General features: G+C 68.9%; 22 protein-coding genes and 1 tRNA gene. 16 read left to right on the forward strand and 7 right to left on the reverse strand.

Annotated elements, in window-relative coordinates:
- Positions 1 to 359 precede the first annotated feature (359 nt).
- Complete coding sequence (gene rpoZ / locus OV208_RS31095; RefSeq protein ID WP_267577568.1) at positions 360 to 599, forward strand: DNA-directed RNA polymerase subunit omega; 240 nt, start codon at positions 360 to 362, stop codon at positions 597 to 599.
- A 3-nt stretch (positions 600 to 602) separates the two neighbouring features.
- Here the strand turns inward: rpoZ and OV208_RS31100 are convergent, their stop codons facing one another.
- The 3 genes from OV208_RS31100 to OV208_RS31110 are packed head-to-tail and all read right to left on the reverse strand — an operon-like array spanning position 603 to position 2408.
- A complete protein-coding gene (locus tag OV208_RS31100) occupies positions 603 to 1109 on the reverse strand; it encodes an NUDIX hydrolase (RefSeq protein ID WP_267577569.1) in 507 nt (168 codons plus the stop codon).
- A 38-nt stretch (positions 1110 to 1147) separates the two neighbouring features.
- Positions 1148 to 1789 (reverse strand): hypothetical protein, encoded by a 642-nt coding sequence (locus tag OV208_RS31105; protein ID WP_267578046.1) that lies wholly within the window; start codon positions 1787 to 1789, stop codon positions 1148 to 1150.
- Between the two features lie 19 nt (positions 1790 to 1808).
- The gene (locus OV208_RS31110) at positions 1809 to 2408 is read right to left on the reverse strand and encodes a hypothetical protein (RefSeq protein ID WP_267577570.1); all 600 of its coding nucleotides are present in this window, start codon (positions 2406 to 2408) and stop codon (positions 1809 to 1811) included.
- 427 nt (positions 2409 to 2835) lie between these two features.
- Between OV208_RS31110 and groES the strand changes: the two genes are divergently transcribed.
- From groES to OV208_RS31140, 6 genes are all read left to right on the forward strand, one after another.
- On the forward strand, positions 2836 to 3126 hold the full coding sequence (groES, locus tag OV208_RS31115; RefSeq protein WP_120531322.1) for a co-chaperone GroES: 291 nt from the start codon (positions 2836 to 2838) through the stop codon (positions 3124 to 3126).
- A 47-nt stretch (positions 3127 to 3173) separates the two neighbouring features.
- Complete coding sequence (gene groL / locus OV208_RS31120) at positions 3174 to 4829, forward strand: chaperonin GroEL (protein ID WP_120540815.1); 1656 nt, start codon at positions 3174 to 3176, stop codon at positions 4827 to 4829.
- A 179-nt stretch (positions 4830 to 5008) separates the two neighbouring features.
- Entirely contained in the window at positions 5009 to 5266 is a 258-nt protein-coding gene (gene grxC, locus OV208_RS31125; protein ID WP_267577571.1) for a glutaredoxin 3, read from the forward strand.
- Between the two features lie 100 nt (positions 5267 to 5366).
- Positions 5367 to 5795 carry a hypothetical protein gene (locus OV208_RS31130; protein WP_267577572.1) on the forward strand — a complete coding sequence of 143 codons (429 nt, stop codon included), beginning with the start codon at positions 5367 to 5369 and terminating at the stop codon, positions 5793 to 5795.
- A gap of 212 nt (positions 5796 to 6007) precedes the next feature.
- Entirely contained in the window at positions 6008 to 7390 is a 1383-nt protein-coding gene (locus OV208_RS31135) for a sigma 54-interacting transcriptional regulator (RefSeq protein ID WP_267577573.1), read from the forward strand.
- Positions 7391 to 7445: 55 nt separating this feature from the next.
- On the forward strand, positions 7446 to 8663 hold the full coding sequence (locus OV208_RS31140; protein ID WP_267577574.1) for a hypothetical protein: 1218 nt from the start codon (positions 7446 to 7448) through the stop codon (positions 8661 to 8663).
- 115 nt (positions 8664 to 8778) lie between these two features.
- Here the strand turns inward: OV208_RS31140 and smc are convergent, their stop codons facing one another.
- Positions 8779 to 12387 (reverse strand): chromosome segregation protein SMC, encoded by a 3609-nt coding sequence (gene smc / locus OV208_RS31145; protein ID WP_267577575.1) that lies wholly within the window; start codon positions 12385 to 12387, stop codon positions 8779 to 8781.
- 311 nt (positions 12388 to 12698) lie between these two features.
- Here smc and OV208_RS31150 point away from each other — a divergent pair, with 311 nt between their 5' ends.
- Complete coding sequence (locus OV208_RS31150; RefSeq protein WP_267577576.1) at positions 12699 to 13397, forward strand: hypothetical protein; 699 nt, start codon at positions 12699 to 12701, stop codon at positions 13395 to 13397.
- Positions 13398 to 13428: 31 nt separating this feature from the next.
- Here OV208_RS31150 and OV208_RS31155 read toward each other — a convergent pair whose 3' ends face one another.
- Positions 13429 to 14805, reverse strand: coding sequence for a hemolysin family protein (locus OV208_RS31155; RefSeq protein WP_267577577.1), 1377 nt, complete (start codon positions 14803 to 14805; stop codon positions 13429 to 13431).
- Positions 14806 to 14817: 12 nt separating this feature from the next.
- Positions 14818 to 15633: a tetratricopeptide repeat protein gene (locus OV208_RS31160; RefSeq protein ID WP_120540807.1), complete on the reverse strand. Its 816-nt coding sequence runs from the start codon at positions 15631 to 15633 to the stop codon at positions 14818 to 14820.
- A gap of 62 nt (positions 15634 to 15695) precedes the next feature.
- Here OV208_RS31160 and OV208_RS31165 point away from each other — a divergent pair, with 62 nt between their 5' ends.
- The 5 genes from OV208_RS31165 to OV208_RS31185 all read left to right on the forward strand — a co-directional run bounded on the left by OV208_RS31165 (position 15696) and on the right by OV208_RS31185 (position 21046).
- Positions 15696 to 16973, forward strand: a complete 1278-nt coding sequence (locus tag OV208_RS31165; RefSeq protein ID WP_267577578.1) for a CapA family protein — start codon at positions 15696 to 15698, stop codon at positions 16971 to 16973.
- A gap of 283 nt (positions 16974 to 17256) precedes the next feature.
- On the forward strand, positions 17257 to 18348 hold the full coding sequence (prfA, locus tag OV208_RS31170) for a peptide chain release factor 1 (protein ID WP_267577579.1): 1092 nt from the start codon (positions 17257 to 17259) through the stop codon (positions 18346 to 18348).
- Positions 18345 to 19208: a peptide chain release factor N(5)-glutamine methyltransferase gene (gene prmC, locus OV208_RS31175; protein ID WP_267577580.1), complete on the forward strand. Its 864-nt coding sequence runs from the start codon at positions 18345 to 18347 to the stop codon at positions 19206 to 19208. Before prfA ends, prmC begins: the two co-directional genes overlap by 4 nt.
- A 39-nt stretch (positions 19209 to 19247) precedes the next feature.
- Positions 19248 to 20519: a UDP-N-acetylglucosamine 1-carboxyvinyltransferase gene (gene murA, locus OV208_RS31180; RefSeq protein ID WP_267577581.1), complete on the forward strand. Its 1272-nt coding sequence runs from the start codon at positions 19248 to 19250 to the stop codon at positions 20517 to 20519.
- A 131-nt stretch (positions 20520 to 20650) separates the two neighbouring features.
- The gene (locus OV208_RS31185) at positions 20651 to 21046 is read left to right on the forward strand and encodes a zf-TFIIB domain-containing protein (RefSeq protein WP_267577582.1); all 396 of its coding nucleotides are present in this window, start codon (positions 20651 to 20653) and stop codon (positions 21044 to 21046) included.
- 33 nt (positions 21047 to 21079) lie between these two features.
- Here OV208_RS31185 and OV208_RS31190 read toward each other — a convergent pair whose 3' ends face one another.
- Positions 21080 to 21925 carry a discoidin domain-containing protein gene (locus OV208_RS31190; RefSeq protein WP_267577583.1) on the reverse strand — a complete coding sequence of 282 codons (846 nt, stop codon included), beginning with the start codon at positions 21923 to 21925 and terminating at the stop codon, positions 21080 to 21082.
- Positions 21926 to 22123: 198 nt separating this feature from the next.
- On the opposite strand from OV208_RS31190, the gene OV208_RS31195 reads away from it, so the two are divergent.
- From OV208_RS31195 to OV208_RS31205, 3 genes are all read left to right on the forward strand, one after another.
- Complete coding sequence (locus OV208_RS31195) at positions 22124 to 24049, forward strand: ABC transporter substrate-binding protein (RefSeq protein WP_267577584.1); 1926 nt, start codon at positions 22124 to 22126, stop codon at positions 24047 to 24049.
- An 823-nt stretch (positions 24050 to 24872) separates the two neighbouring features.
- Positions 24873 to 24945 (forward strand) — tRNA-Gly (locus tag OV208_RS31200).
- A gap of 169 nt (positions 24946 to 25114) precedes the next feature.
- Entirely contained in the window at positions 25115 to 26245 is a 1131-nt protein-coding gene (locus OV208_RS31205; RefSeq protein WP_267577585.1) for a hypothetical protein, read from the forward strand.
- The last annotated feature ends 45 nt before the right edge of the window (positions 26246 to 26290 follow it).

Raw genomic sequence — 26290 nt, forward strand, 5'->3', positions numbered from 1 at the left:
CCATGACTCCCCCCTCCCACCCGACACGCACCGGGGATGGACAGCGCCACAGGATTCCACCGCGCTCATGCGGGACCTCCTCTCGCGAACCGCGCCCCGGGAATCCCAGGAGGCGGGGTGACGGGGACCCACGCCTGGCGTCCCATTCCTTCTTCGAAAAACGCACCCCCGGCGATCTGTTGCGCGATTGCGTCTTAAATTCCGGAACCTGAGAATCGGACGTAAGCCAGCGAACAGGGAAGGCCCTGGAGCGTCGGCCGGCGAGCACGGGGCGGGCCCACCATCCTTCCTTGACTCGCCCGGAGGTGCTCTTTAGGTTCAGAGGCTTCCACCGGCTCCCAAGCCAAGAAGGATGTCCCATGGCCCGCGTTACCGTTGAAGACTGCCTCCCCTACGTGGACAACCGGTTCGCGCTGGTGCTGCTGGGCGCCAAGCGCGCGCGTCAGCTGATGGCCGGTGCCCGGCCCATCCTGGAGACCTCCAAGAACAAGCCGCCCGTGCTCGCCCTGCGCGAGGTCGCCACCCAGCGCGTGAAGTTCGACCGCGACGTGCGCGAGGCGCTCTCCGGCAAGTACACCCCCGAGGAAGCCAAGAAGTAGGTTTCAGCCTTCCTTCTTCAGCCCGGCGCCCTCCTCCATCACCGGAGGGGCTCCGGGCGAGGCGGAAGGCGCGGACGCCAGGCCCTGGGCGCGCATCCACCGCAGCGCCCGGCCGGCGACGGCCTTCTCCCCCTTGTAGCCCAGCGCGGGAATCAGCCCTTCCAGGGGCAGCCAGCGCACCTCATCCACTTCCACGCGCGGCCCCGGCAGCGGCCCCAACTCCCCCGCCTCGTAGCGGAAGAGGAAGAAGTGGACGCGCTTGAAGATGCGCTGTCCCCGGAACTGGTAGACGTAGCGGATCTCCCCCAGCGGCGCGAGCAGCGCCACGGAGAGCCCCGTCTCCTCCCGCACTTCGCGGTGGGCGGTCTGCTCGGGCGTTTCGCCCGGATCCACGTGCCCCTTGGGCAGCGCCCACAGGTGGCGTCCGTGCGGACGGATGACGGCCACCTCCCAGGTGCCGGCACTGCTGGCCCGGATGACGATGCCTCCTGAGGATGCCTCGCGCGGCATGGCATCCACCCTACCCGAAGCGGACGCCGGCCGGGCCATCAACCGCCGTGCGCGAAGTGGCGCAGCTTGGCCTCCGCCCCCAGCCGGTACGCATAACGCAGGTCGCCGAGGAGTCGGTCCAACCGCCGGGCCACGACGTGCCCCATCAGCCGCGCGCAGAAGCGACGCGACACCCGGTTCGCCTCCTCGTAGCGCCAGCGCTCCTCCACCGACAGCCGGGGCTGGTACGCCACGTGGTCGAAGAGGCGCTGGAGGAGCTCCCGGGCCCAGCCGACGACGCCTTCGCCCCAGCGGTGCAGCAGGCACACCACGAACTTGTCCACCTCCGCCTGGGCCTCCAGTTCCAGGAGCGACACCGTGCGCTCGTAGTGCGCCGTGTGCGCGACGTAGAGGAAGTGGCTGACGCCTTCGGTCACCTGGCAGTAGCCATCCAGGTCGCCATCCAGCACGGAGCCCAGGGGACTTGCGTCGTAGCGCTCCAGGCGGGCCAGCAGCGCCGGGGACAGGTAGAGCGCCAGCTCCAGGCCGCCCCGGTCCTCCAGCACCAGCAGCTCCTCCGGCGCGCGGCCGGTGCCGCCCAGGAGCGCGGCGGTCTCCAGGTCCACCACGAAGGCCTCCGCGCGCGCCTGGCACCGGAAGCCGTAGATGGCCTCCAGGTGGGCCTGGAGTCGTCCCACCAGCAGCGGGGATTCCCCCGGATCAGTTCGCAAGCGGTCCCTTGCGCGGCACCCATCCGGCGTCCACCAGCACGCGCTCCAGCTTGTCGCTGCCGGTGCGCACCCAGGACTCGTAGACGCGCAGCGCCCCGGCGGGGCCGGCGCTCACCAGCCCCCGGGCGCTGATCTCCTCCAGCACCTCCACCAGCGAACGGAACTTGTCGCACAGCTCCCGGTACACGCCGGTGAAGCCGCTCGCGGGCACCAGCTCCGCGACCTGGCCGTACGCCGCGCCGCCCATCTGGATGTAGTAGTCCGGGCCGACCATCCCCTGCTGCAGCGCGCCGGAGAAGAAGCCGACCTTGTAGAGCGACACGTCCCCCAGCCGCCGCAGCGTGCGGATGCGCTCGTCGCGCTCCTGCTGAAGCGCCCGGTGGTACAGCTCCGCCAGGGGCTCATGCTCGCGCCGGCCTTCGGCATCCCGGCTGAACAGCTTGTCCGACGCCGCGAAGTCCGCCAGCAGGTTCACCAGGTAGAACTCGGTGGACTCGTTCAGCGCCACCCGCTGCCGCGTCGTGACTTCCAGCAGCAGCTCCCGGAAGAACTCCTTCAGCGAGGAAGAGGACGTCACCAGTCCGCTCATCGACCACACCTCCCGAGGGTTTGCTGGAAGTCGGCCACGACTCCCAGGGGGCTCCACGAGCAAGCGTAGCCATGTCGCACGGCGTCGGCAAAACGCCCTTGAGTCTTATCAAGGACTTACGTTGGCACTCGTGCCGGGTGAGTGCCAACGTGGCGACACTCACACCCGCCTGCCGGGCAGGCGTGGCGGGTGGGGAAACTTCCTGGAAAAGCACAGGCAGGACGGGTGTTTAGCCGCACACGGACCCAAGGACCAACGTCGCTTGACGAGGTGAAGTCCCTGGTTATTATCCGCCGCGACCTGGCGTTAGCACTCACGAGGTGCGAGTGCCAACGCCACCGGCCAACAGGCCCTTTTCTCAACCCCAACGGCATCCCGGTCCGGACCGCAATCCGGGCCGCCAGGCCGTGGTTCACAGGAGCAAGCCATGAAGATTCGTCCCCTGCAGGATCGCCTCATCATCAAGCGCGTCGCCGAGGAGACCAAGACCAAGGGCGGTCTCTTCATCCCCGACACGGCCAAGGAGAAGCCCCTCGAGGGCAAGGTCGTCGCCGTCGGCAACGGCAAGGTGCTGGAGGACGGCAAGGTGCGCGCCATGGACATCAAGGCCGGCGACACCATCCTCTTCAGCAAGTACGCGGGCACGGAGATCAAGCTGGACGGCGAGGATCACCTGATCCTGCGCGAAGAGGACGTGCTGGGCGTCATCGAGAAGTGAAGCCCGCCGCACCCTTTTCCACTCCCACTTTCTAGAGGATTCAGACCATGGCGAAAGACATCATTTTTGAAGTGCGCGCGCGCGACGCCATCCTGCGCGGCGTGAACACCCTGGCGGACGCGGTCGCGGTGACCCTGGGGCCCAAGGGCCGCAACGTCGTCATCGAGAAGAGCTTCGGCTCCCCCACCATCACGAAGGACGGCGTGACGGTGGCGAAGGAAATCGAACTGGAGAACAAGTTCGAGAACATGGGCGCGCAGATGGTCAAGGAGGTCGCGTCCAAGACCTCCGACGTGGCCGGTGACGGCACCACGACGGCCACCGTGCTGGCGCGGGCCATCTTCCGCGAGGGCGCGAAGCTGGTCGCCGCGGGTCACAACCCGATGGACATCAAGCGCGGCATCGACAAGGCCGTCGCCGCCATCACGGCCGAGCTGAAGGTGCTGGCGAAGCCGACCAAGGGCAACAAGGAGATCGCCCAGGTTGGCACCATCTCCGCGAACGGTGACACCACCATCGGCCAGATCATCGCGGACGCGATGGAGAAGGTCGGCAAGGAGGGCGTCATCACGGTTGAAGAGGCCAAGGGCCTCGAGACCACCCTGGACGTCGTCGAGGGCATGCAGTTCGACCGTGGCTACCTGTCCCCGTACTTCGTGACGGATCCGGAGCGCATGGAAGTCGTCCTGCAGGACCCGCTCATCCTCATCCACGAGAAGAAGATCTCGTCGATGAAGGACCTGCTCCCCATCCTGGAGCAGGTGGCGCGCGCCGGTAAGCCCCTGCTGATCATCGCCGAGGAGGTCGAGGGCGAGGCCCTGGCCACCCTGGTGGTGAACAAGATCCGTGGCGTGCTCAACGTGGCCGCCGTGAAGGCGCCCGGCTTCGGCGACCGCCGCAAGGCCATGCTCGAGGACATCGCGACGCTCACCGGCGGTGAGATGATCGCCGAGGACCTGGGCATCAAGCTGGACACGCTGACCATCAACCAGCTGGGCCGCGCCAAGCGCATCACCATCGACAAGGACAACACCACCATCGTCGACGGCGCGGGCAAGCAGGAGACCATCGAAGCGCGCGTGAAGCAGATCCGCACGCAGGTGGAGGACACCTCCAGCGACTACGATCGCGAGAAGCTCCAGGAGCGTCTGGCGAAGCTCGTGGGCGGCGTGGCCGTCATCAACGTGGGCGCCGCGACCGAGACGGAGATGAAGGAGAAGAAGGCCCGCGTGGAGGACGCGCTCAACGCGACCCGCGCGGCCGTCGAGGAGGGCGTGGTGCCCGGCGGCGGCGTCGCCTACATCCGCTGCCTCAAGGCGCTGGACGGCCTGAAGCTGCTGGACGGTGAGAAGTCCGGCGTGGACATCATCCGCCGCTCCGTCGAGGAGCCCCTGCGTCAGATCGTCGGCAACGGCGGCCTGGAGGGCAGCGTGGTGGTGAACAAGGTCAAGGATGGCACCGGTGCCTACGGCTTCAACGCCGCGACCGGTAACTACGAGGACCTGCTGGCCGCGGGCGTCATCGACCCGGCCAAGGTGAGCCGCACCGCGCTGCAGAACGCCGCGTCGGTCGCCTCGCTGATGCTGACCACGGAGGCCATGGTCGCCGAGCGTCCGAAGGCGGACGACGACAAGGGCGGCGGCGGCGGTGGTGGCATGGGCGGCATGGGCGGCATGGGCGGCATGGGCGGCATGGGCATGTAGTCGCTCTCCCCTCCCCTTCTTTCCATGGGGATGGGACTCACGGCCTCCGGCACCCTTCGGGTTCCGGGGGCCGTCGTGTTTCAAGGGACCCGGAGCGTGCGGCCGTGGCAGGTCGCGCAACCGGCCCTTAGGTTTGGCATCTACCGACGCAGGACTCACAGCCCTTGAAGGAGGATTCCGTGAAGCCCGTGAAGATCTACACGACGACCTATTGTGGCTTTTGCGTGCGCGCGAAGGACCTGCTCAAGCGCAAGGGCGTGGACTACACCGAAGTGGACGTCACCGGGAACGACGAGGAGCGCGCGAAGCTGGTGGAGATGAGCGGCGGCCAGCGCACCGTGCCGCAGATCTTCATCGGGGACACGCACGTGGGCGGCTACTCCGACCTGGCCGAACTCGACAGGCAGAAGAAGCTGGACCCGATGCTGCAAGCCTGAGGGCAGGCAGGCGACCGGGCCCCGGGTTCCGGCACGCCAGCGCCTGCCGCCGTGCCTAGCTTTCCGCCATTGGCATCCACCCCTTTCACGGGAGGAACACATGGCGGGCGGACAGGCGACGACGGGCACCCGGGACGAACATCACGACCTCATCAGCACGCTCTACCACCTGCTCAAGGGCGCGTCCGTGAGCGAGCAGTACCTGCGTGACGCGGAGGCCGCGGGAGATCAGGAGCTGGCGCAGCTGTTCCGCGACTGGCAGGACGAACAGCGCAACCTGGCCGAGCGCGCCAAGAACCTGCTGGGCGCGCGCATGGTGAACGCGCAGGCCGGCACCGGCCGCGCGGCTTCCGCGCCCGCGAAGGGCAAGGGCAAGGCGAAGGGCATGAAGGACGCGGAGGTGCCCACGCGCGAGGTGAAGGGCCCGACGAACGCCAGCGTGAAGTCCGGTGGCGGGCCCGGCGACGACCTGGTGGACGAGGAGTCCATGGAGTCGTTCCCCGCGAGCGACCCACCCGCGAAGTACTGACGCGCACCGACAGGAAGGCCCGAGGGCACGACGTCCCTGGTTGGGGCGTCCGTGCCTCCTTCTGTTGTCGTCCTGTCTTCAACTTCAACGGACGATTCCGAGTCCACTTCTTCCTCTTGCCCCCTGTGTCCAGTCCCCCCTAAACAGGCGGAACGAGGGCGGGGAGGGGTGCTTTTGCCCCCCGCGACCCGTGCGATGAGGGGTGAAGGACCATGATTGACAGACCGGATGTCACCGAAACCGTGCAGGCGGAGCGCGAAGGGCAGCCCACGCGCGTTCCCCTCCACGAGTGGACGGTGGAGGTCGTGGGGGGTCCGGACAAGGGCAAGAAGGTCACCACGAAGGATTCGCTGGTGCGCGTCGGTTCCGACGCCGCGGGGGACCTGGTGTTGAGCGACCCGACGGTGAGCCGCCGTCACCTGGAAGTGGAGCGGCTGCCGCAGGGCCTGCTGCTGCGCGACCTGGGCAGCCGCAACGGCACGTTCCTGGACGGGCGCCGGGTGCTCCAGGCCTTCGTCACCAGCGGCGACAAGGTGGAGCTGGGCAAGACGAAGCTCGCGGTGAAGCTGGCCGCCCGTGCGACGGAGGTGGAGGTCACCGGCACGGAGTCCTTCGGGCAGCTCGTGGGCAGCTCGGAGAAGATGCGCTGGGTCTTCACGGAGCTGCGCCGCATCGCGCGCGAGGACATGAACCTGCTCCTGGAGGGCGAGACGGGCACCGGCAAGGAGCTGGCCGCCCGCGCGGTGCACCAGCACTCGCTGCGCCGCCACGGGGCCTTCAAGGTCGTCGACTGCAACCTCATCTCCGAGGAGAAGGCGGAGCGCGAGCTGTTCGGCGGCCTGCGCGCCGGGGAGCACGAGGACAAGGCCGCGCGCGGCATCTTCGAGGCGGCGCGAGGCGGCACCCTCTTCCTGGATGAAGTGGGCGAGCTGCCCATGTCCGTGCAGGGCAAGCTGTTGCGCGTGCTGGAGACGCGCGAGGTGCCCTCGCTGGACGGCCAGCCGGTGGCGGTGGACGTGCGCGTCATCGCCTCCACGCACCGCAACCTGGAAGAGGACGTGCGTCAGGGTCGCTTCCGCGCGGACCTCTACTTCCGGCTCGCGGTGGCGCGCGTGCGGCTGCCGCCCCTGCGCACCCGGCGCGACGACATCCCCACCCTGTCGCAGGCCCTGTCGCGCGGCATGAAGGCGTCGCTGGAGTTGACGCCGCAGACGTTGGCGCTCTTCGAGGGCTACGACTGGCCGGGCAACGTGCGCGAATTGCGCAACGTGCTGGAGCGCGGCGCGCTGATGCAGGAGACGGGCAACACCAGCTGGCTGGACTTCCTCGCGCACTCGCCCAAGCGGGAGGAAGGCGCCGAGCCCGCTACCAACGTGGCCGCCCTCGTCAGCGGCATGCCGTACCACGAGGCGAAGGACCGGGTGCTCGCGGACTTCGAGCGCCTGTACTTCGCGGAGATCATGCGCGAGGTGGCCTTCGACATGAAGGCCGCGGAGCAGCGCACGGGCCTCTCCATGCAGAGCCTCTATCGTCTGTTGAAGAAGAACGGGCTTCGTCTCAAGGACCTCAAGAACGCCGAGGGCCTGGAGAAGTAGGAGCCCCGCCGCAGTCCCCAGTCCCCCACACTCCAAACCGGGAGAACCCCTCACCATGCTGAGACATCTCGCCGTTGCTTCCGTCGTCCTCACCGCCGCCTGTGCCGGTCAGCAGAAGACCGGTGACGCCCCCGCCGAAGGTCAGAAGCAACTGTCGAAGGAAGAGCGGCTGCGCATCACCAACCAGCCTCCCTTCGACCTGGCGTCCTGCTTCCCGAAAGAGCAGACCCTGCCGTCCCCCGCCAACGAGGGCGTCCTCGTGGGCGCGCTCCTGAGCGTCCGCCCGGACGTGCTGGAATGTCTGGTGGACCCGGCCCACCGCGGCCCCGCGGCGGCCACCAAGGTGACGGTGAAGACGACCGTCAACGCCCAGGGCGGCACGCACGCCATCACCGGGGAGAACCTCACGCCGGCCGGCACGCAGTGCATCCAGCAGGTGCTCGACACGCACGTGAAGCCCGCGGCGCTGGCGGCGGACGCCAAGCCGGTGGAGGCCACGTACGCCTACGACCACTCCAACGCCAACAACCCCTCCGTCACGATGGGCATCAACGAGGGTTCGGACTTCTCCGGCACGGTGCGCCTGGCGGAGAAGAGCTGGTGCGAGTGCTTCGCCAACTTCAAGGCCTCCACGCCGCCGGTGCTGGCCGCCGACATCCACATCATGCCGGGCCAGCCGAACCCCACCGAGGTGGTGTTCAAGCCCTCCGGCAGCACCGAGGGCGACCAGCTCGCCTCCTGCCTGCAGGCGAAGGTCGCGGCGACGCCCGCGAAGTCCGCCAACGAGCTGAAGTTCCCCTTCCGCTTCGTCTTCTTCAACTCCCAGGCCCCGGTGGAGGCCGCCGCCAGCCTGCCGCCGGAGCTGCGCTTCTTCCAGTTGGAGCTGGCGCGCACCCAGTCCGCCGCCGCGTCCGCCATCTCCTTCGGCGCGCGCACCAACGCGGCGGAGACGTATGACGCCGTCGTGCAGAAGTACTCCAAGACGAAGGACTACCGGCTCTTCGACGAGCTGTCCTCCAAGTGCACCGCGCTGGTGGAGTCCGCCAACGCCTGGGTGACGTCGCTCAAGGCGCAGGAGACGGTGGACCAGACGACGCTCGCGCTGGTGCAGGAGCTGAAGGCCAAGGAGGAGAGCTGGGCCCCGGTGGAGACCGCCAGCCAGGAGGCGCTCGCCAACACCCAGAAGGACCTGACGGCCGCCCAGCAGCGTCTGGCCGCGGACCAGGGCGCGTGCCCGAAGAAGAGCTACAACGCCCCCGCCAAGAAGAAGTAGGCGCGCCAGGACGCCGCCGCCCGCGTGAAGCGGGCGGTTGGAAATGAAACGGGCGCTCCGGAGAACTTCCCGGGGCGCCCGTTTCATTTCCACCTTCGCCGGCCCGGCCCCGCGCTCAAGAGGCGGCGGGGACCTTGTCGTCGTTGTGCGCGGAGGCCTCGCGCATCTTCACGCTGACGAGCTTGGAGATGCCGGGCTCCTCCATGGTGACGCCGTACAGCGTGTCGGCGATCTCCATGGTGCGCTTGTTGTGGGTGATGAGGATGAACTGCGACTGGCTGCTCATCTCCTTCACCATGTCGTTGTAGCGGCCCACGTTGCCTTCATCCAACGGGGCGTCGACCTCGTCCAGGAGGCAGAAGGGCGTCGGCTTGATGAGGAAGATGCCGAAGATGAGCGCCACGGCGGTGAGCGCCTTCTCGCCGCCGGACAACAGATTGACGCTCTGGAGCTTCTTGCCCGGGGGCTGGGCGACGATTTCGACGCCCGGCTCTCCGTTGGGGCCTTCCTGGGTGAGGATGAGGCTGGCCCGGCCACCGCCGAACAGGCGCGGGAAGATGGCCTGGAACTTCTCGTTCACCACGTCGAAGGTCTGCTTGAAGCGCTCGCGGCTCGTCGCGTCAATGCGGACGATGGCCTCGCGCAGCTGGCTGATGGACGCCAGGAGGTCCTGGCGCTGCGCGGACAGGAAGTCGAAGCGCTTGGACAGCTCCGCGTGCTCGTCGATGGCGGTGAGGTTGATCTCCCCCATCTTCTCCACCTGCGCGCGCAGGTCCTTGAGCTCCCCTTCCACCTCCGCGGAGAGCGTGGGCAGCAGGTGGTACTGGTGCAGCTCCGTCGCCAGCTCCAGCTGGTAGCGCTCGCGGATGCCGGCGGCCAGGTGCTCCAGCTCCAGGGCGATTTCGCGCTCGCGCAGCGAAATCTGGGACAGGCCCTGCATCAGCTCATCCAGCCGGCCGCGCAGCTCGCGGAAGGCGGTGTCCTGCTCGCGCACTTCCGTGGTGGCGCTGGTGTACGCCGTACGGCGCGTCTCCAGGGTCTCCGCGGCCACGCGGTGCTCCTCCGCCCGCTGCTCCCGGGTGGCCTCCAACTCCGCCAGGCGGCGCTCAAGCGCCTCCACCTTGACGCGGCCTTCCGTGGACGAACCCTGCAGGCGGCTGGTGCGCGCCTCCATGTCCCGGCGCTGCGACACCAGGCTCTCCAGCTCCTTGCGCGCGGACTCGCCGCGTTCGCTGCCGGCGGCTACCTTCACGCGCAGGCCCATCAGGTCCGAGGACGCCGTGTCCGCGCGCTGGCGCAGGCCCTCCAGCTCCCCGGCGTACTGGCGCACGCGCTCCTCGCGCGACTCGCGGTCCGCCTGTCCGTGGGCCACCTCGCCCCGGCTGGACTCCTCTTCGTTGGTGAGCGCGGTGTGGCTCTGGGAGAGCTGCCCCTCCTCGCCCTCCAGCGAGCGCAGCCGCTCGCGCACCTTGGACAGGTCCTCGCTCGCCTTGTGGAGGTCCTTCTCCTGGCTGGCCAGGTTGACCTCCTCCGCGTGCTGCTCCTTGCCCAGGCCCTTGAGGACGGCCTCCGCCTGCCCCATCTGCTTTTGGAGCGTGTAGTGGCGGGTCAGGATTTCGTTGTAGCGCTCCTCCACCCGGGCCACTTCGGACGCCAGCTCCGCGATTTCGCGCTTCTTCTGGAGCGCGCCCACCGCCGCGCCCTCGCGCTCACCGCCGGTGATGGTGCCGTCGGCGCGGAAGACTTCGCCCTCCAGCGTCACCAGCGTGCAGGGCACGGGGGTGGCTTCCGCGTATTCGCGGGCGGCGAGCAGGTCCTGGACGATGACCACGTCACCCAAGAGCAGCCGCATCACTGGCTCCAGCGCGGGCTCGCAGGACACCTCGCGCAGCGCGTGCGCGAGGACGCCCGGGCGCGACAGGTCCGGCTCCACCACGGCGCGCAGCGCGTCCCCGGTGGGCACGGGCAGGAAGGTGCCCCGCCCTTCCGCGTGGCCCTTCAGGTACTCCACCAGCTCCAGGCCCTTGTCGCGGCTGTCGACGATGACGTGCTGGAGCCGCTCGCCCAGGGCGGCCTCCACGGCGCGCTCGTAGCGCGGCGACGTCACCGTGAGCACGTCCGCCACGAGGCCGAAGATGCCCTGGTCCCGGGCCGCTTCCGCCGCGCGCACCATGACGGCGCGCACGCCCCGGTCGAAGCCGTCGTAGTTCTTCTGGATGTCCTCCAGGGAGGACAGGCGGCTGCGCTTGTCGCTCAGCTCCTCGCGCAGCGCGATGACCTGGACCTCGTTCTCCGTGAAGGCCTCGCGCGTGCGGGTGAGGGCCTCCTCCTCCTGGCCCCGGCGCTCCGCCAGCTCGGACGCCAGATGGCGGGTGTCCTCCACGTGGCGGGCCGCCTGCGTGCGCAGGCCGTCCAGCTCCTGCTCCTGGGCGCGAAGGGCCTCCACCTCGCCGGACAGCTTGGCGCGGCGGGCCTCCAGGTCGGTGCGCTGGCGCGCCAGGTTCGTCAGGTTGCTCTCGTGGTTCGCAAGGCGCGTGGCCACGGCGACCAGCCCGGCCCGCTCCTGCTCCAGGCGCAGGGAGATTTCCGTCTGGAGCACGGAGACGCGGCGCTGCTCCTCCAGGGCCACCGCCATGGCCACTTCGTCTTCCTTGTACGACCCGGCGATGCCCGACAGCTCCGCCTCGCGGGCCGTCATGGTCGCCACCATCTCCGCCTGCCGCGCGAGCAGTCCGTCCAGCTCCGCCTGCGCCTGCGCCACGCGGGTGCTGGTCTCCTCGAAGTCGCGCCGGCCGTACGCCAGCTCCTGCGCGTCGCGCTGCGCGGCGCTCTCCAGCGCGTGCACTTCGCCCGCGAACTGCTGGAGCGCCGCCCCTTCCGCGTCCAGCTCCACGCGGCGCCGGGTGATGGCCTCCTCCAGCTCCTTCACCCGGTCCAGGCCCTCGCGCTCCTCGCCACCCAGGTTCTCCAGGCGCGACTGGAGCATGCGCTTCTCCACCATCAGCTCCAGCGAGCGGTGGCTGGCGGAGTGCAGATCAATCTCCCGCATGCGCGCCTTGAGCTTGCGGTACTTCTCCGCCTTCTTCGCCTGCTTCGACAGCGTGTCGAGCCGCTTCTCCAGCTCGCCCGTGATGTCGTTGACGCGCAGCAGGTTGGCCTCGGTGGCCTCCATCTTGCGCTCGGCGGCCTTGCGGCGGGCCTTGTACTTGGTGACGCCCGCGGCCTCCTCCAACAGGTGCCGGCGGTCCTCCGGCTTGCTGGAGACGATGAGGCCCACGCGGCCCTGCTCGATGATGGAGTAGGCCTTGGTGCCCACGCCCGTGCCGAGGAACAGCTCCGTGATGTCCAGCAGGCGGCACACGGTCTTGTTGATGAGGTACTCGGAGTCGCCGTTGCGGAACAGGCGCCGCGTGACGGTGATCTCCGAGTAGCCCTGGTACTGCGGCGACAGCGTGTCCGTGTCGTCCACGAGGAAGGTGAGCGACACCTCCGCCATGGACAGGGGCGGCTTGTTCTCCGAGCCGTTGAAGATGACGTCTTCCATGCCCCGGCCGCGCAGGTTCTTCGCGCTCTGCTCGCCCATCACCCAGCGGATGGCGTCCACGACGTTGGATTTGCCACACCCGTTGGGGCCGACGACGCCCGTGACGCCTTCGTCGAACGAGAAGACGCTCCGCTCCATGAACGACTTGAAGCCGGTGATGTCCAGGCGCTTGATTCGCATGCCAGCGGGCTCCCTACGAGGCGACGGTGAGGCGGATTGAAAACACGCGCGGGGCCGGAAAATCGGCTCCGCAGCGATCGGCAGGAGTACCAGCCACCCCACCGGTGATCAAGGGTGACACTGCACCGCGTGACCCTACGTCCAGTGCTACAGGTTGGTGGGCAAGCGTCCTCGCACCACCCTTGCAAAGCAGCCGACCCACCCTACCTTTCATTCCATCTTTCTGGAGGCGTCCTACGTTTCAGCCCTTGCTAGCCCTGTCGCTCCTCGTGGGCGCGTCCCCGACGTCCCAGGTAGCACCCCGGTCTGACATGGTGGTGGCGGCCACGCCGGCCCCCTGTCCGAACCCCTGGTTTCCAATGGAGGAGGGCCTGGCGCTGACGTACCGCGCCGGTCGGTCCTCGGAGCTCGTGCTCACGACGAAGGACGTCGTGCCGGCCCCGGATGGGACGGTGAAGGCCACGCTCGCGGTGAGCCTCAAGGGCCGCAGCGGCCAGACGGACCTCACCTGCGACTCCGAAGGCGTGCGCACGGGCCTGGGCGGCCTGGAGGGCACGCTGCTGTCCGCGTCCGGCATGGACGTGCAGGTGGTGAACGCGGAAGGCGCCGCCGTGCCTGCTCCCTCGGTGATGGTGCCGGGCGGGACGTGGAAGAACAGCCTGTCGGTGAAGCTCCAGCCGCCAGCGAAGAAGGGCGGCCTGCGCCCCACCATCGCCACGACCTTCGACAAGGAGGCCACGGTGCTGGGCGAGGAGGAGATCACCGTCCAGGGTGGCACCTTCAAGGCGCTGAAGATCAAGAACATCACCACGGCCCGCGCCAGCCGCCCCGGTTCCGAGGGGCGCTCCATGGAGAGCCTGATGTGGTTCGCGCCCGACGTCGGCATCATCAAGCTGACGACCGACGGCGAAACCAACCTGGAGCTGCTCAAGGTGGACCGGCCCAACGCCAAGGTGCAGCCAGCCGTGCTCAAGGGCGCGAAGAAGAAGGCCAAGGCCACCAAGGGCTGAAAGCCCCCTGCCCTGCCCCGCGCAAGAGCCCCTACGCCGTCTCGCCAGGCGGCGTGGACGGTTCCGGCGGACGGTTGCCACCCGGTGCGCTGGCGGCGGGGCGCGACTGCGGCTCCACCGTCACGCGCACGACGCGAGGCCCGTCCACCTCCTCCACGAGGATGCGCCACATGTCGAGCTTGAGGTGGTCGCCCTTCTCCGGCACCCGGCCCAGCTTCGTCATCAGGTAGCCGGCGATGGTGGTGACCTCGCCCTTCTCGTCGTCGCTCAAGTCGAAGTCCACGTCCAGTTGGGCTTCCAGGTCGTCCAGTTGCGCGGTGCCCGGCAGCTCGAAGCGGCCGCCCGGCAGCGCCCGGACCTCCTCCACGCGCCGGCCCAGCTCCGCCACGTCACCCACGACCTCCGACACCACGTCCGCGATGGTGACGAGGCCGGACGTACCGCCGTGCTCGTCCACCACCATGGCGATCTGCCGGCGACGGCGGCGGAACTCCGCCAGGAGCTGCTCCAGCGTCGCGTTCTCCGGGATGAAGAGCACCGGCCGCTGCACCTGGGACAGGCTCCTGAGCTCCCCTCGCGACAGGAGGAAGAACAGGTCCTTCACGTTGACCACGCCCTCGACGTCGTCGAGGTTGCCCCGGCACACCGGCAGCCACGTGTGCCCGGACGAGCGCGCGTCCACCACGTTCTTGTCCAGCGGCTCCTCCACATCCAGGTAGCGCATCTGGTTGCGGGGGACCATCACCTGCCGCGCCGTCTTCTGCGCCATCTCCAGCGCGCGCTCCAGGAGCTCCGCGCGCGCCGTGGTGATGGCGCCCGCCTGCGCGGAGGAGTGCAGGATGACGCGCAGCTCCTCCTCGCTCGTCGCCTCGTGCGACTCGCCGGCCGAGTGCAGACCAAAGGCCTTGAGCACCAGCGACGCCAGCCAGTTCAAGAGCCGGATGGCCGGGTAGAACAGGAAGTAGAACGCGCGCATGGGCAGCGCGACCGCGAGCGTCGTCTGCTCCGCGCGCTGGATGGCGAGGCTCTTGGGCGCCAGCTCCCCCAGCACGATGTGCAGGAACGTGATGATGCTGAAGGCGATGACCACCGAGGCGCTGTGCGCGAGCGTGGACGCGGAGCCCTCCGGCACGATGCGCGTCAGCACCGGCTCCAGCAGGTGCGCGAACGCGGGCTCACCCAGCCAGCCCAGGCCCAGCGACGCGAGCGTGATGCCGAACTGCGTGGCGGACAGGTATGCGTCCAGTTCGGTGACCATCTTCAGGGCCTGATTGGCGCCGGGCGTGCCTTCGTCCACCAGGGACTGGAGGCGCGTGGCGCGAATCTTCACGATGGCGAACTCCGTCGCGACGAAGAAACCGTTCGCGACGACCAGCAGCAGCGCCAGCCCCAGGAAAACCCATTCCATGTTGTGCTTCCCTCAGAAGAGGGCTTCGAAGTCCGGATCGCCCTTGAGCACGTCGAACATGGGGTCGGCGGACAGCCACCCCAGGACCTTCTGTCGGTCCGCCGCCAGCGCCTTCTGCAGGTACTGGATGGAGTCCTTCGGACGGCCCCACAGCGCGTACAGCGCCGCCAGGTTGTAGTTGAGCAACAGGTCTTCCGCATTCAACGCCCGGGCCCGCTCGTAGGCGCGCTCCGCTTCGGCGTAGAAGCCCTTCTGGGCGTAGCAGATGCCCAGGTCCAGCTGCGCCTCGAAGTTGTCCGGCTCCAGCCGCACCACTTCCTTCAACTGCGTGATGGAGGAGCGGTAGTCGCCCTCGTCCATCATCAGCGCCGCCAGCTCATGCCGGGGGAAGGCGTCCTGCGGATCCAGCTCGATGGCGGACTGGAGCTCGCGCATCGCCTCCTCCACCCGGCCTTGATCCGCGTACGTGAGGCCCAGGTTGAGGTGGGCGTCCGGGTACTCCGGATCCAGCTCGATGGCCTCCTTGTACTCCTCCACGGCCATCTCGCTGGCGTGGGTGGAGAGGAAGCAGGCCAGGTTGTAGTGCGCGGTGGCGCTCTCCGGCTCCAGCTTCAGCGCGGTGAGGTACTCGCCCAGCGCCTCGCGGAACTGCTTCTTCTCCGCGTAGACCGTGGCCAGGTTGTCGTGCGCGTGCGCCGACGTGGGGTCCAGGTCGATGGCCTTCCTGAACTCCTTGATGGCCTCGTCCAGCCAGCCCCGGTCCGCCAGCTCGATGCCGCGGGTGTTGTGCTCATCGGACAGAGCAATGTTGTCCTTTTCCCGGGCCATGGAGCGCGCGGCAATCTACGCGTCGCTCAATCACCCGTGCAAGGTAGAGTTTCCCCTTGCCCATGCGCCACGCCGCCCTGCTGCTCCTCCTGACGCTCGCCGCCTGCCATCCCCGCCCGCTCACCCCCACCTCCGCGCCCCCCGGGCTGGAGACGCCGCCGCCCTCCTCCGGAGGCCCTGGAACGGGTCCCACGCGGGATGACCCCGGCGGGTCCGATACAGGACACCCCGCGGCGTCCGCCCCCGAACAGCCGGGCACCCTGGCGCCCGTCCGCCCGGTGACGCTGGTCGTCGGCGGCGACGTGACGGTCGGCCACCACTACCAGACGTACTTCGATGAACAGGTGGGCAAGGGCCGCTCGCGCGAGGAGATGTACGCGTACGGCTTCCGCGAGGTGAGGCCCATCGCGGACTCAGGCGACCTGTTCGTCGTGAACCTGGAGTGCCCGTACACGGACAGCACGCAGAAGCTGCCCAAGAACTTCAACTTCAAGGCGCGGCCGGAGCTGGTGAACGTGCTCAAGGCCGGCAACGTGGGCGTGGTCAGCCTCGCCAACAACCACATGATGGACTACGGCGCGCAGGGGCTCCTGGACACGCTCACCACGCTGGAGGCCGCGGGCGTCCCCTTCTTCGGCGCGGGGAGGAACCTCGCGGAGGCGCGCCGCCCGGCCATCCTGAGCGTGGGCGGCCTGCGGATCGCGTTCCTGGGCTACTTCTTCCTGGGCACCCGCAACATCGAACCGCGGCAGGTCTACGCCACGGACACCACGCCGGGCGTGGCCGGGCACTTCTCCGACGTGGAGGTGATGGAGCGGATGATGGTGGAGGACATCACCGCGGCGAAGGCCCAGGCGGACCTGGTGCTGCCCTTCTTCCACTGGGGCATCGAGGGCAACACCACCCCGGAGCCGTACCAGGTGCGGCTCGCGCACGCGGCCATCGACGCGGGTGCGGCGGGCGTGCTCGGCAGCCACCCCCATGTGCTCCAGTCCATGGAGCTGTACCGGGGTTCTCCGGTGGTCTACTCGCTGGGCAACTTCGTGTTCGGTGGGAACTGGAACCCCCGGGACAAGCGCAGCATCCTGTGGAGGGCGCGCTTCGGATCCACGGGCTATCTGTCCAGTGACGTGCTGCCGCTCAGGACCGACCGCTATCCGGAGTTTCCCGTCCAGCCGGTGCCCGTGACGGGTGCCGAGGCCGAAGGGGTGATGACGCTGCTGCGCACCGCGTCTCAAGCGCCGGGACTGGAGCGGATGCTGCCCGCGTTGAGCCCTTCGGAAGCCGGTGAGGCAGGAGCCCGACCGCTCCCCTCCTCGGATGTCCGAGGGGGGGAGTAGTCTGGGTGCTACTTGTTGTTGCGCTGGCCGCGCTTGAAGCGGTTGCGGCGGCGCTTCAGCTGCGCCTTGCGCGTCTTGGCGCGGTTGGCGAGCTTCTTCTTGGAACGATTACCCTTCTGTGCAGGCATGATCGAAGGCTCCGTGTTGGGCGTGAATCGGGCCGCACCGGGCGGCGACGGGGGGCGTTCTTACATGCCCATGCCCAGACGGCCAAGGTTTTCCTTGACGCCCACGGCCCTTGCCACGGGGCAGCCAAAGGGGCAAGACGCCCCGGGACCCACGCATGATTGACAAATTGGAAGAGGTCGAGCGCCGCTTCGAGCGGCTCACGGCCGACCTGTCGAACCCTGAAATCCTCGCCGATACGGCGAAGCTCCAGAAGGTCTCCAAGGAGCGCGCCGCCCTGGAGCGGCTGGTGGAGACATTCCGGACCTACCGCAAGGTGTTGGCGGATCTGTCGGAGGTGGAGACCTGGCTGGCCAGCTCCGACCCCGACGAGAAGGCCTACGCGCGCGAGGCCCTGCCCGGCCTGAAGGAACAGCGCGAGGTGCAGGAATCCGCGCTGAAAATCCTGCTGCTGCCCAAGGACCCCAATGACGAGAAGAACGTCATCCTGGAGATCCGCGCGGGCGCGGGCGGCGACGAGGCGGCCCTCTTCGCCGAAGAGGTGATGCAGATGTACCTGCGCTACGCGGACCGCAAGGGCTGGAAGGCGGACATCCTGGACATGAGCGCGGGCAACGCGGGCGGCGTGAAGGACGCCACCGTGACGCTCTCCGGGGACGCCGTGTTCAGCCAGCTCAAGTACGAGTCCGGTGTGCACCGCGTGCAGCGCGTGCCGGCCACGGAGACGCAAGGCCGCATCCACACCTCCACCATCACCGTGTCGGTGATGCCGGAGGCGGAGGACGTGGACGTGCAGATCAACCCGGCGGACATCGAGATGCAGGTGATGCGCTCCACGGGCGCCGGCGGCCAGAGCGTCAACACCACGGACTCCGCGGTGCGCCTCATCCACAAGCCGTCCGGCATCGTGGTGAAGTGCCAGCAGGAGAAGAGCCAGGGGAAGAACCGCGCCATGGCCCTGCGCATGCTGCGCGCGAAGCTCTACGACATGGAGCAGGAGCGCATCCGCAACGAGCGCGACTCCATGCGCCGGGGCCAGGTGGGCACGGGCGACCGCAGCGAGAAGATCCGCACGTACAACTTCCCGCAGGACCGGCTCACCGACCACCGCATCGGCCTCACCGTGCACAACCTGCCGGCCATCATGGTGGGCAACGTGGACGACGTCATCACCGCCTGCCGCACGCACTACCAGGCGGAGGCCCTCAAGGCGCAGACGGGCAGCGGGCGCCCCTCCGGCGAAGCATGAGCGACGTCTGGACCATCCGCAGGGTCCTCACCTGGACGACGCAGCACTTCGAGAAGCGTCAGGTGGACGCTCCCCGGCTCACGACTGAAATCCTGCTGGCGCACGTGCTCAAGACGGGCCGCGTGCGCCTGTACGTGGACCTGGACCGGCCCCTGGCGAAGGAGGAGCTCACCGCGTTCCGAGCGCTCATCGAGCGCCGCCTCGCGGGCGAGCCCACCAACTACCTGACGGGCACGAAGGAGTTCTACAACCGGCCCTTCAAGGTGGATGCGCGCGTGCTCATCCCCCGGCCGGAGACGGAGCTGCTGGTGGAGGCCCTCCTCCACGTGGTGCCCAAGGACGCGCCCTCCAAGGTGCTGGACGTGTGCACGGGCTCCGGCTGCATCGCCATCAGCGTGGCGGCCGAGCGCCCCCAGGCCACCGTGTTCGCCACCGACCTGTCCCCGGACGCGTGCGCGCTGGCGAAGGAGAACGCCCAGGCGCTGGGCGTGGCGGACCGCGTTTCGGTGCTGGAGGGCGACCTGTTCGGCCCCCTGCCCCCGGACGCGAGATTCCAGGTGGTGGTGTCGAACCCGCCGTACATCGACTCGGGCGACATCGCCGGCCTGTCGGCGGAGGTGCGCCGCGAGCCCCGGCTGGCGCTGGATGGCGGACCGGATGGCCTCACGGCGTTGCGGCGGGTCATCCAGGGGGCCCGGAAGGTGCTGGAGCCTGGCGGACTGCTTGCATTGGAGATGGGAGAGACCCAGGGAAGCGCCGTCCTGGAGCTCCTGCGGGCCGCGGGGTACGCGGACGCGCGTGTGGAGAAGGACCTGGAACGGCGTGAACGCATGGCGTTCGGGACACAGCCCGCGGCCTGACGGCCACAGGGCCGAGGCTGGGAAGAGGCACGGGAAGACATGGACAAGATCGTTCTGAAGGGTGGCACCCCGCTGCACGGTGAGGTGGAGGTGTCCGGCGCGAAGAACGCGGCGCTGCCCATCCTCGCCTCCGCGCTCCTGGCGGAGGGCACCACCACCTTCCGCAACGTGCCGGACCTGGCGGATGTGAAGACGATGCTGGCGGTGCTGCGCACGATGGGGTGCGAGGCCGAGCGGCTGACGGGCAAGAAGGCCGACACGTGTGAAATCAGCATCACCGGGGACATCACCCCGGAGGCGCCCTACGACCTGGTGAAGACGATGCGCGCCAGCATCCTGGTGCTGGGGCCGCTCGTCGCGCGCTTCGGCCGGGCGCGCGTGTCCATGCCGGGAGGGTGCGCCATTGGCGCGCGGCCCATCGATCAGCACCTGAAGGGCCTGAAGGCCCTGGGCGCCGAAATCCACCTGACCGAAGGGTACGTGGAGGCCCGGGCCAAGCAGCTCAAGGGCGGCATGGTCAACTTCGACGTCATCACCGTCACCGGCACGGAGAACGTGATGATGGCGGCGGTGCTCGCGAAGGGCCGCACGGTGATGGAGAACTGCGCGCGCGAGCCGGAGGTGGAGGAGCTGGCGCGCGTCCTCAACAAGATGGGCGCGAAGGTGGAGGGTGCGGGCTCGTCCGTCATCACCATCGAGGGCGTGGAGTCCCTGAACCCCGTGGACCACGCCATCCTGCCGGACCGCATCGAGGCGGGCACGCTGCTGGTCGCGGCGGCCATCAGCGGGGGCAACGTGCTGGTGAAGCACGCCCGGCCGGAGCACCTGGACGCGGTCATCGACAAGCTGCGCGAGTCGGGCTGCACGATCACGGCGGAAGGTGGCGGCCTGCGTTGCAAGGCGCCCAAGTCACTCAAGTCGGTGAACATCACCACCACGGAGCACCCGGGCTTCCCCACCGACATGCAGGCGCAGTTGATGGCGCTGATGACGGTGAGCCACGGCACGTCGGTCATCTCCGAGAACATCTTCGAGAACCGCTTCATGCACGTGCCGGAGCTGCACCGGCTGGGTGCCGACATCACCATCCAAGGGCACACCGCGGTGGTGAAGGGCGTGAAGGGCCTGAGCGGGGCCCAGGTGATGGCCACCGACCTGCGGGCCAGCGCGTCGCTCATCCTGGCGGGCCTCCGGGCGGAGGGGCAGACCGAGGTGAGCCGCGTCTACCACCTGGACCGGGGGTACGAGCGCCTGGAGCGGAAGCTGCGCGGCCTGGGGGCGGACATCCGGCGGGTGAAGGAGCGGGCCTGAGCCCTGGGGGCTGGTTGAACGCCCGTTGCCAACAGAAGCAGCCGCATGGGTTGCATCCGAATTTTTGGGCGACCTATCATTCTCCATTCACCGGGGAGCACCGCTCCCCTTTCAGGAGAATGAGCCGCCCCATGGATTGCCCCGGTGGTTGCGACGTCGAAATGACTGATCTCGAGGGAGATCACGAGACGTTGCGGGAATGTAAAGAATGCGGCGGACTGTGGATCAACGTCGCGGACCTCAACCGGATCCTCCTGCACAACAACCTGCTCGGGCTCGAAGGCCAGGGCGGCAAGGTGGACGCGGAGGCCCTGACCGGTAACTGCCCCGACTGCAAGGTCGACCTGGTTCGGGTCGACGGCGGCGACCGGCAGCACCCCCTGCACTTCGACTCCTGCGAGTCGTGCGGCGGCATCTTCCTGGAGTCGGAGTTCGCGGACGCGGCCGACGCCAAGCAGGCGGAAGCGAAGATCATCACCTTCTTCCGCAACTTCGACGCGAAGCGGAAGACCCGGGCCGCCATCTAGCCGGCCGACGCCCGGGCCCTGTCCCGGGTGTCGTCAGGGATGGCTGCGGAAGTCGCTCCCCCACTCAGCGGGGAGCGCACCGTCCAGCGACAGCGAGGCGGACGCCTTCGGCCCCTCGCTGGCCGGGCTCCGTTCGAAGGCCACCGGCACCCTGCCCTTCTTGGGGATGTCCAGCGTCACGCGGCCGCCGGACACCGTGTAGGTGCCGGTGACGACCGTGGTGGGCTCGGGCGTCTCCAGGGGCTCCAGCGAGAAGCGCCAGGTGCCATCCACGAAGAAGGACAGGAAGCGCTCCGGGGCGCCGTCATGGCCGCCGAACCACGTGCCCAACAGCGGCGCCACGCGGGCTTCGTACTTGAAGCGGGTGGCGAGCGCGGGCGCGTTGAGGGGCTTGCCGCCCGAATAGAGGACCAGGTCGGTGATGCACACCGGGGCGCCCTCCTTCGTGCCGGGGAAGCGGTCCGCCACCTCCAGGATGAAGCGCGCGCCGGACAGGGGCTGCGTCAGGGGCACCGCCTGTAGGCCGCGCTTGTCCTGCACGGTGACGCTGCGCGAGGCCTCCACGCTGGTGAGGGTGAACTTGCGCACCCGGCCGTTGGCCTTGAAGGCGTCGCGGGAGGTGCCGTCGCCCGTGTAGACGCGCACCTCGTCCAGGGTGACGGGCTCCTTGAAGCCGATGATGACGTGGGCGGGCTTCTCCCCTTCGGCGCACCACGCGGTGGTGTCCCGGCCATCCAGCAGGTTCAGGGGCGAGTAGTGCTCCGGACGCGCGTCCTTCTCCACGTAGGCCTCCGCCTGGGCGTACCCGGGCGCGGCCGGCGCGGCGGCGAGGACGGAGGGAGCGGCGAGCAGCAGGGAGGCCACGGACAGGCTTCGCATGGGGCGCATCTTGGATCGTCCCTGGCCCGGGGCTCCAGTCCAGGTGCGCACCTTCCGCCGTCACCGGACACCGAAACCTCCGCGATTCCACCGGAGGCCCCTCCAGGGGCCTGGATGAAAGCGCCCCGGCGCGGGTTGGGGGTGCTTGACACCCGGACACCCCCGGGCCGACAAGGCGAAGCGACCGAGGAGGAAGACGTGAATCGACGTTGGGGCTGGGTCTGTGTGCTGGGGCTGGGTCTGGGGGTGGCCGCCTGCAAGAAGGACGTTCCGCAGGAAGTGGACGCGGGCGTGGTGGAGACGGGCCCGGCGGCGCTCACGGAGCAGGAGCCCAACGAGCGTCCCGACCAGGCGCTGGCCGTCACGCGCGACAGCGTGGTGACGGGGGGGCTGGCGGCGGAGCCCAACAAGCTGGACGAGGACTGGTACCGGCTTGCGCCGGGCGCGCCGCGCATCGCGGACGTGACGGTGTCCGGCCTGCCGGGCGGGGACATCAAGCTGGATGTCTACGACCAGGACCGCAACCGGCTGGTGGGCGTCAACAGCGACGGCGAGGGCAAGGGCGAGCGGATTCCCAACCTCTTCGTGGAGAAGGAGCGCTGGGTGGTGGTGTCGCCCGCGCGCAAGGGGATGGGCGGGGCCTACACGCTGGAGGTGAAGTACCGCGCGCCCAACGACGGCGAGGAGCGCGAGCCCAACGATCGGGCCGTGGACGCCGCGGCCCTGCCGCTGGGGCAGACGGTGACGGCGTTCCTGGGGCACTCGGGGGACGAGGACTGGTACCGGGTGGAGCTGCCCGACACCGGCACGCCGGGCGGTGAGGTTCCCGCTCAGGCTCCGGGAACGCCCGCTCCGGGGGCACCGGCCCCCACGGGCGCGGCGGCGCCGCCTCCGTCCGTGCCGGACGAGACGCCGGTCATCGATGACAGCACGGCGCCCTCCCCTTCCCCGGAAGGCACCTTCGCGGGCGGAGAGCCTCCGGCGAATCCGCCCACACCGGCTGGGGAGATCGCCGGTGAGGCGGCGGCTTCGGCGGTGGTGGACGCGGGCGTCGCGCTGCCGCCCGAGGTGCCGTCGGTCGCGCTGAAGATCGAGCTGTCCGCCGTGGAGGGCGTGCGTCCGGAGATCTCCGTGCTGTCCGCCGCGGAGGCTCCGCTGTTCACGCTGCAAGGCAAGGAGGGCGAACCGCTGGCGCTGCGCAACATCGGCGTGCGCGCGACGGACCGGGTCGTCTACCTGGTGGTGAAGGGCGGCTGGGTGGGCACGGGCAAGGCGCAGCGGCGCACGTTCAACGCGCAGGTGCCCTACACGGTGACCGTGTCGCAGGAAGAGGCCGGGGCGCACGCGGAGCTGGAGCCCAACGACGAGCTGCTCAAGGCGACGCCGCTGACGAGCGCGGGCTACCGCGAGGGCTTCCTGTCGCCCAAGTCGGACGTGGACCACTACGTGCTGACGACGCGCGAGCCGGTGCTGGCCAAGGTGGAGCTGACGGGCGTGGACCGCCTGGACCTCACGCTGTCCATGGTGGAGCCGCCGCAGGGGGACGGGCAGAAGGAGACGGTGCTGCTCAAGGCGAACGACGGCGCGCTCAAGGAGCCGGAGCGGCTGAACAACGTCGCGTGCAACGGCACCTGCTACTTCCGGGTGGAGGGATCCTTCCGCAAGGTGGACGGCAAGTTCGTGAAGGACTTCGAGAACGCGGAGCAGCCCTACCGCATCACCGTCACGACGGTGCCGGACAACGGCAGCGAGGAGCGAGAGCCGAACAACACCGCCGAGCGCGCGCAGGACCTGGCGATGGGCAAGGCGGTGCGCGGCACGGTGTACCCGGCGAAGGACGTGGACTACTTCCGGGTGGACCTGTCCGACCGGCCGGTGCGCACGTCCCTCACCGCCACGCTGCTGGGCATCCTCAAGGTGGACGTGGGGCTGTACCTGCACCGCGTGCAGCCGGATGGGAAGCTGACCCTCGTGCAGACGTCCGACCGGGCCAAGGGCGACCAGCCGGAGACCATCCGCTACAGCGCCGAACCGGGCGTCTACCTCTTCGAGGTGCGCGACGCGCGCAACCGCGAGGCCAACTTCCAGGACTCGTACCAGCTGACGGTTGAAGAGGGGGAGTAGCGACCCCTTGCTGCCGCTCGACTCATTGCGGTGGCATGCGTTGGAGCAGGCCTTCGGGCCTGCATCCAACGTCCCAGGCCTTCTCCGTCGGCTGCGAACGCATCCTTCGGTCCAGGCCGAGTGGCGAGGCGAACTCTGGGAGGCCCTCTGGCACCAGGGAACGACCTATGCGGCCTCGTACGCCTCGGTGCCACATCTCGTGGACATCGCCCGGGCGTTTCCGGGGCCGGTGTCCCGTCGTGAGTGCGTGCTTTTCGTTGGCACCGTCGCCATCCAGACACGACCCGAGGCGGTGCCAGCCGACCTGAGGGCGCCATACCTGAAGGCCCTTTCGGACGGACGGGAGCTGGCGCTGGAGGAGTTCGCGAACACCTCGCACGACCCGACCACGCACCTCTACCTGCTGATGGCCCTGGCGGGGCTGTCCGGGTGGAGGACCCTCGGGCAACAGCTTGAACAACTTGCTGCCGGAGAACTCATCACGCGATGTCCGAGCTGTGATGCGTCGCTGTGCCTTCATGCCGAGGCCTCGGGATTGAGTGTCTCGATGGAGGACGTCGCCCCCGGGTCCAATGCACATCCCCTTCCCGTGACACCCGCCCCAGCCTTTCCCGGGGAAGCCGGGAGCCCGCTCGGAGCGCTGCATGCGCGGAGTCTCCGTGACGGGCAGGACCGGACCGCCGCATGGCTGCGAAGTCTGGGAGGAACCGCTCCATGCCCCGCGTGCGGAGAGACGTTCCGACTTGGGGAAGCACTCGACAGGCCCTGATTCTTCCCGTTGACAAGGCAGGGCCTCGCCCCTACTTTGGGCCTCGCTTCGCCTGCGGTGGTAGCTCAGTTGGTAGAGCACGAGCTTCCCAAGCTCGGGGTCGAGGGTTCGAATCCCTTCCGCCGCTCACTCGTAAAGGCCGGTAGTTCTTGAGGAAACTCAGGACTACCGGCCTTCGTGTTTTCGGGCCTCGGGCCACCTTTCAGCGTCGAACAACTCGCGAAAAGCCAGGATCCGACCTGACATGGGCTCCCGCTGCGCTCCCCGCAGCCCCCTCCAGAATCCGGGAGCACCCCATGGTCCACACCGCTGCTTTTCCTCGTCGCATCACCCTCTGGGCAGGCCTCGCCCTGGTGCTGGTTGCCACGCTCACGGGCTGTGCTCCGCCAGAGCCCGAAGCCTTGTTACCAGGGGAACCCGAGGCGGCCCTGGAGTCACAATCCCAGGCGCTGTCCTATCCCAACGGGAGCAGCCGTACGGTGGTGTCCCGGCGCGTCGTCTACAAGGACGCGTCCGGCGCCTACCAGCCAGCACCGGGCTTCGAACAGTTCCGCGCGGCCGGCGCCTCCGACAGCACGCTCCACGCCATCCGCATCGCCCAGGTGGAGGCCCCGAGCGTTCGCGAAGCCATCGTCTTCATGACCGCCGGGCAGAAGATCTCCAGCAGCGGCCACTCCAGCGGCGTGACGGGCCAGTCCTCCAACTGGGACGCGTCCTGTGACGGCGTCTCCTGCCCCAACGTGCTCCTGGATGGCCGCTCCCTGGCCATGAAGCTCAATGCCCTGGGCTGGTTTCCTCCGGGCAAGACGCACCTGTCCGTGGTCAACGACAACAACTTCGACCACCTGTTCGACAGCGACACGAAGCAGCGGATCGTCAACGGGTTCATCTACTGGCTCCAGGCCCAGGTCCGCCCCGAGACGCGGTCCATCTACCTGGCGGGCAGCTCCCGCGGTGGGTGTCTGGTGATGCGCATCGCCCAGGCGCTCCGCGCCAACACGGCGCTGGATGGCATCACCGTCTACGTGTCGTCGTTGGATGGCGTGTGCAGGAACAGCCAGGGCGAGCTGGGCACGTTGGACACCAAGATCAACAACCCCGTGCGACCCTGGGGCACGTTCTACGGCGCCTGGGCCACCCCCCTGCCCGCCCAGTTCCCCCGCCGCGAGCGGCTGCACCTGTATCAGGTGGTGGGAGGCCAGGAGGTCGCGCCGGCCACCGGCATCCGCGCCTTCTCCGGGTACGCGGGCACCTCGCCTCCGTCCACGGGCACGAACCTGGACTGGGGTTGGTACAAGCAGACCTGGGTGAAGTGGCAGCACAAGGAGATCGGCAACCCGTACACCGACCCGAGCACGTCGGAGCAGCCGCTCGCCGTCTCGGAGACGATTGACGCGCAGCTCACCTGGCTGGACGGCCTGCTGTAGGCGGGCCCCCGTCCGGAAGCGGGCGCCATGCCCAGGCGCGCGCCG

This window comes from Corallococcus sp. bb12-1 (assembly GCF_026626765.1).
GTDB lineage: Bacteria > Myxococcota > Myxococcia > Myxococcales > Myxococcaceae > Corallococcus > Corallococcus terminator.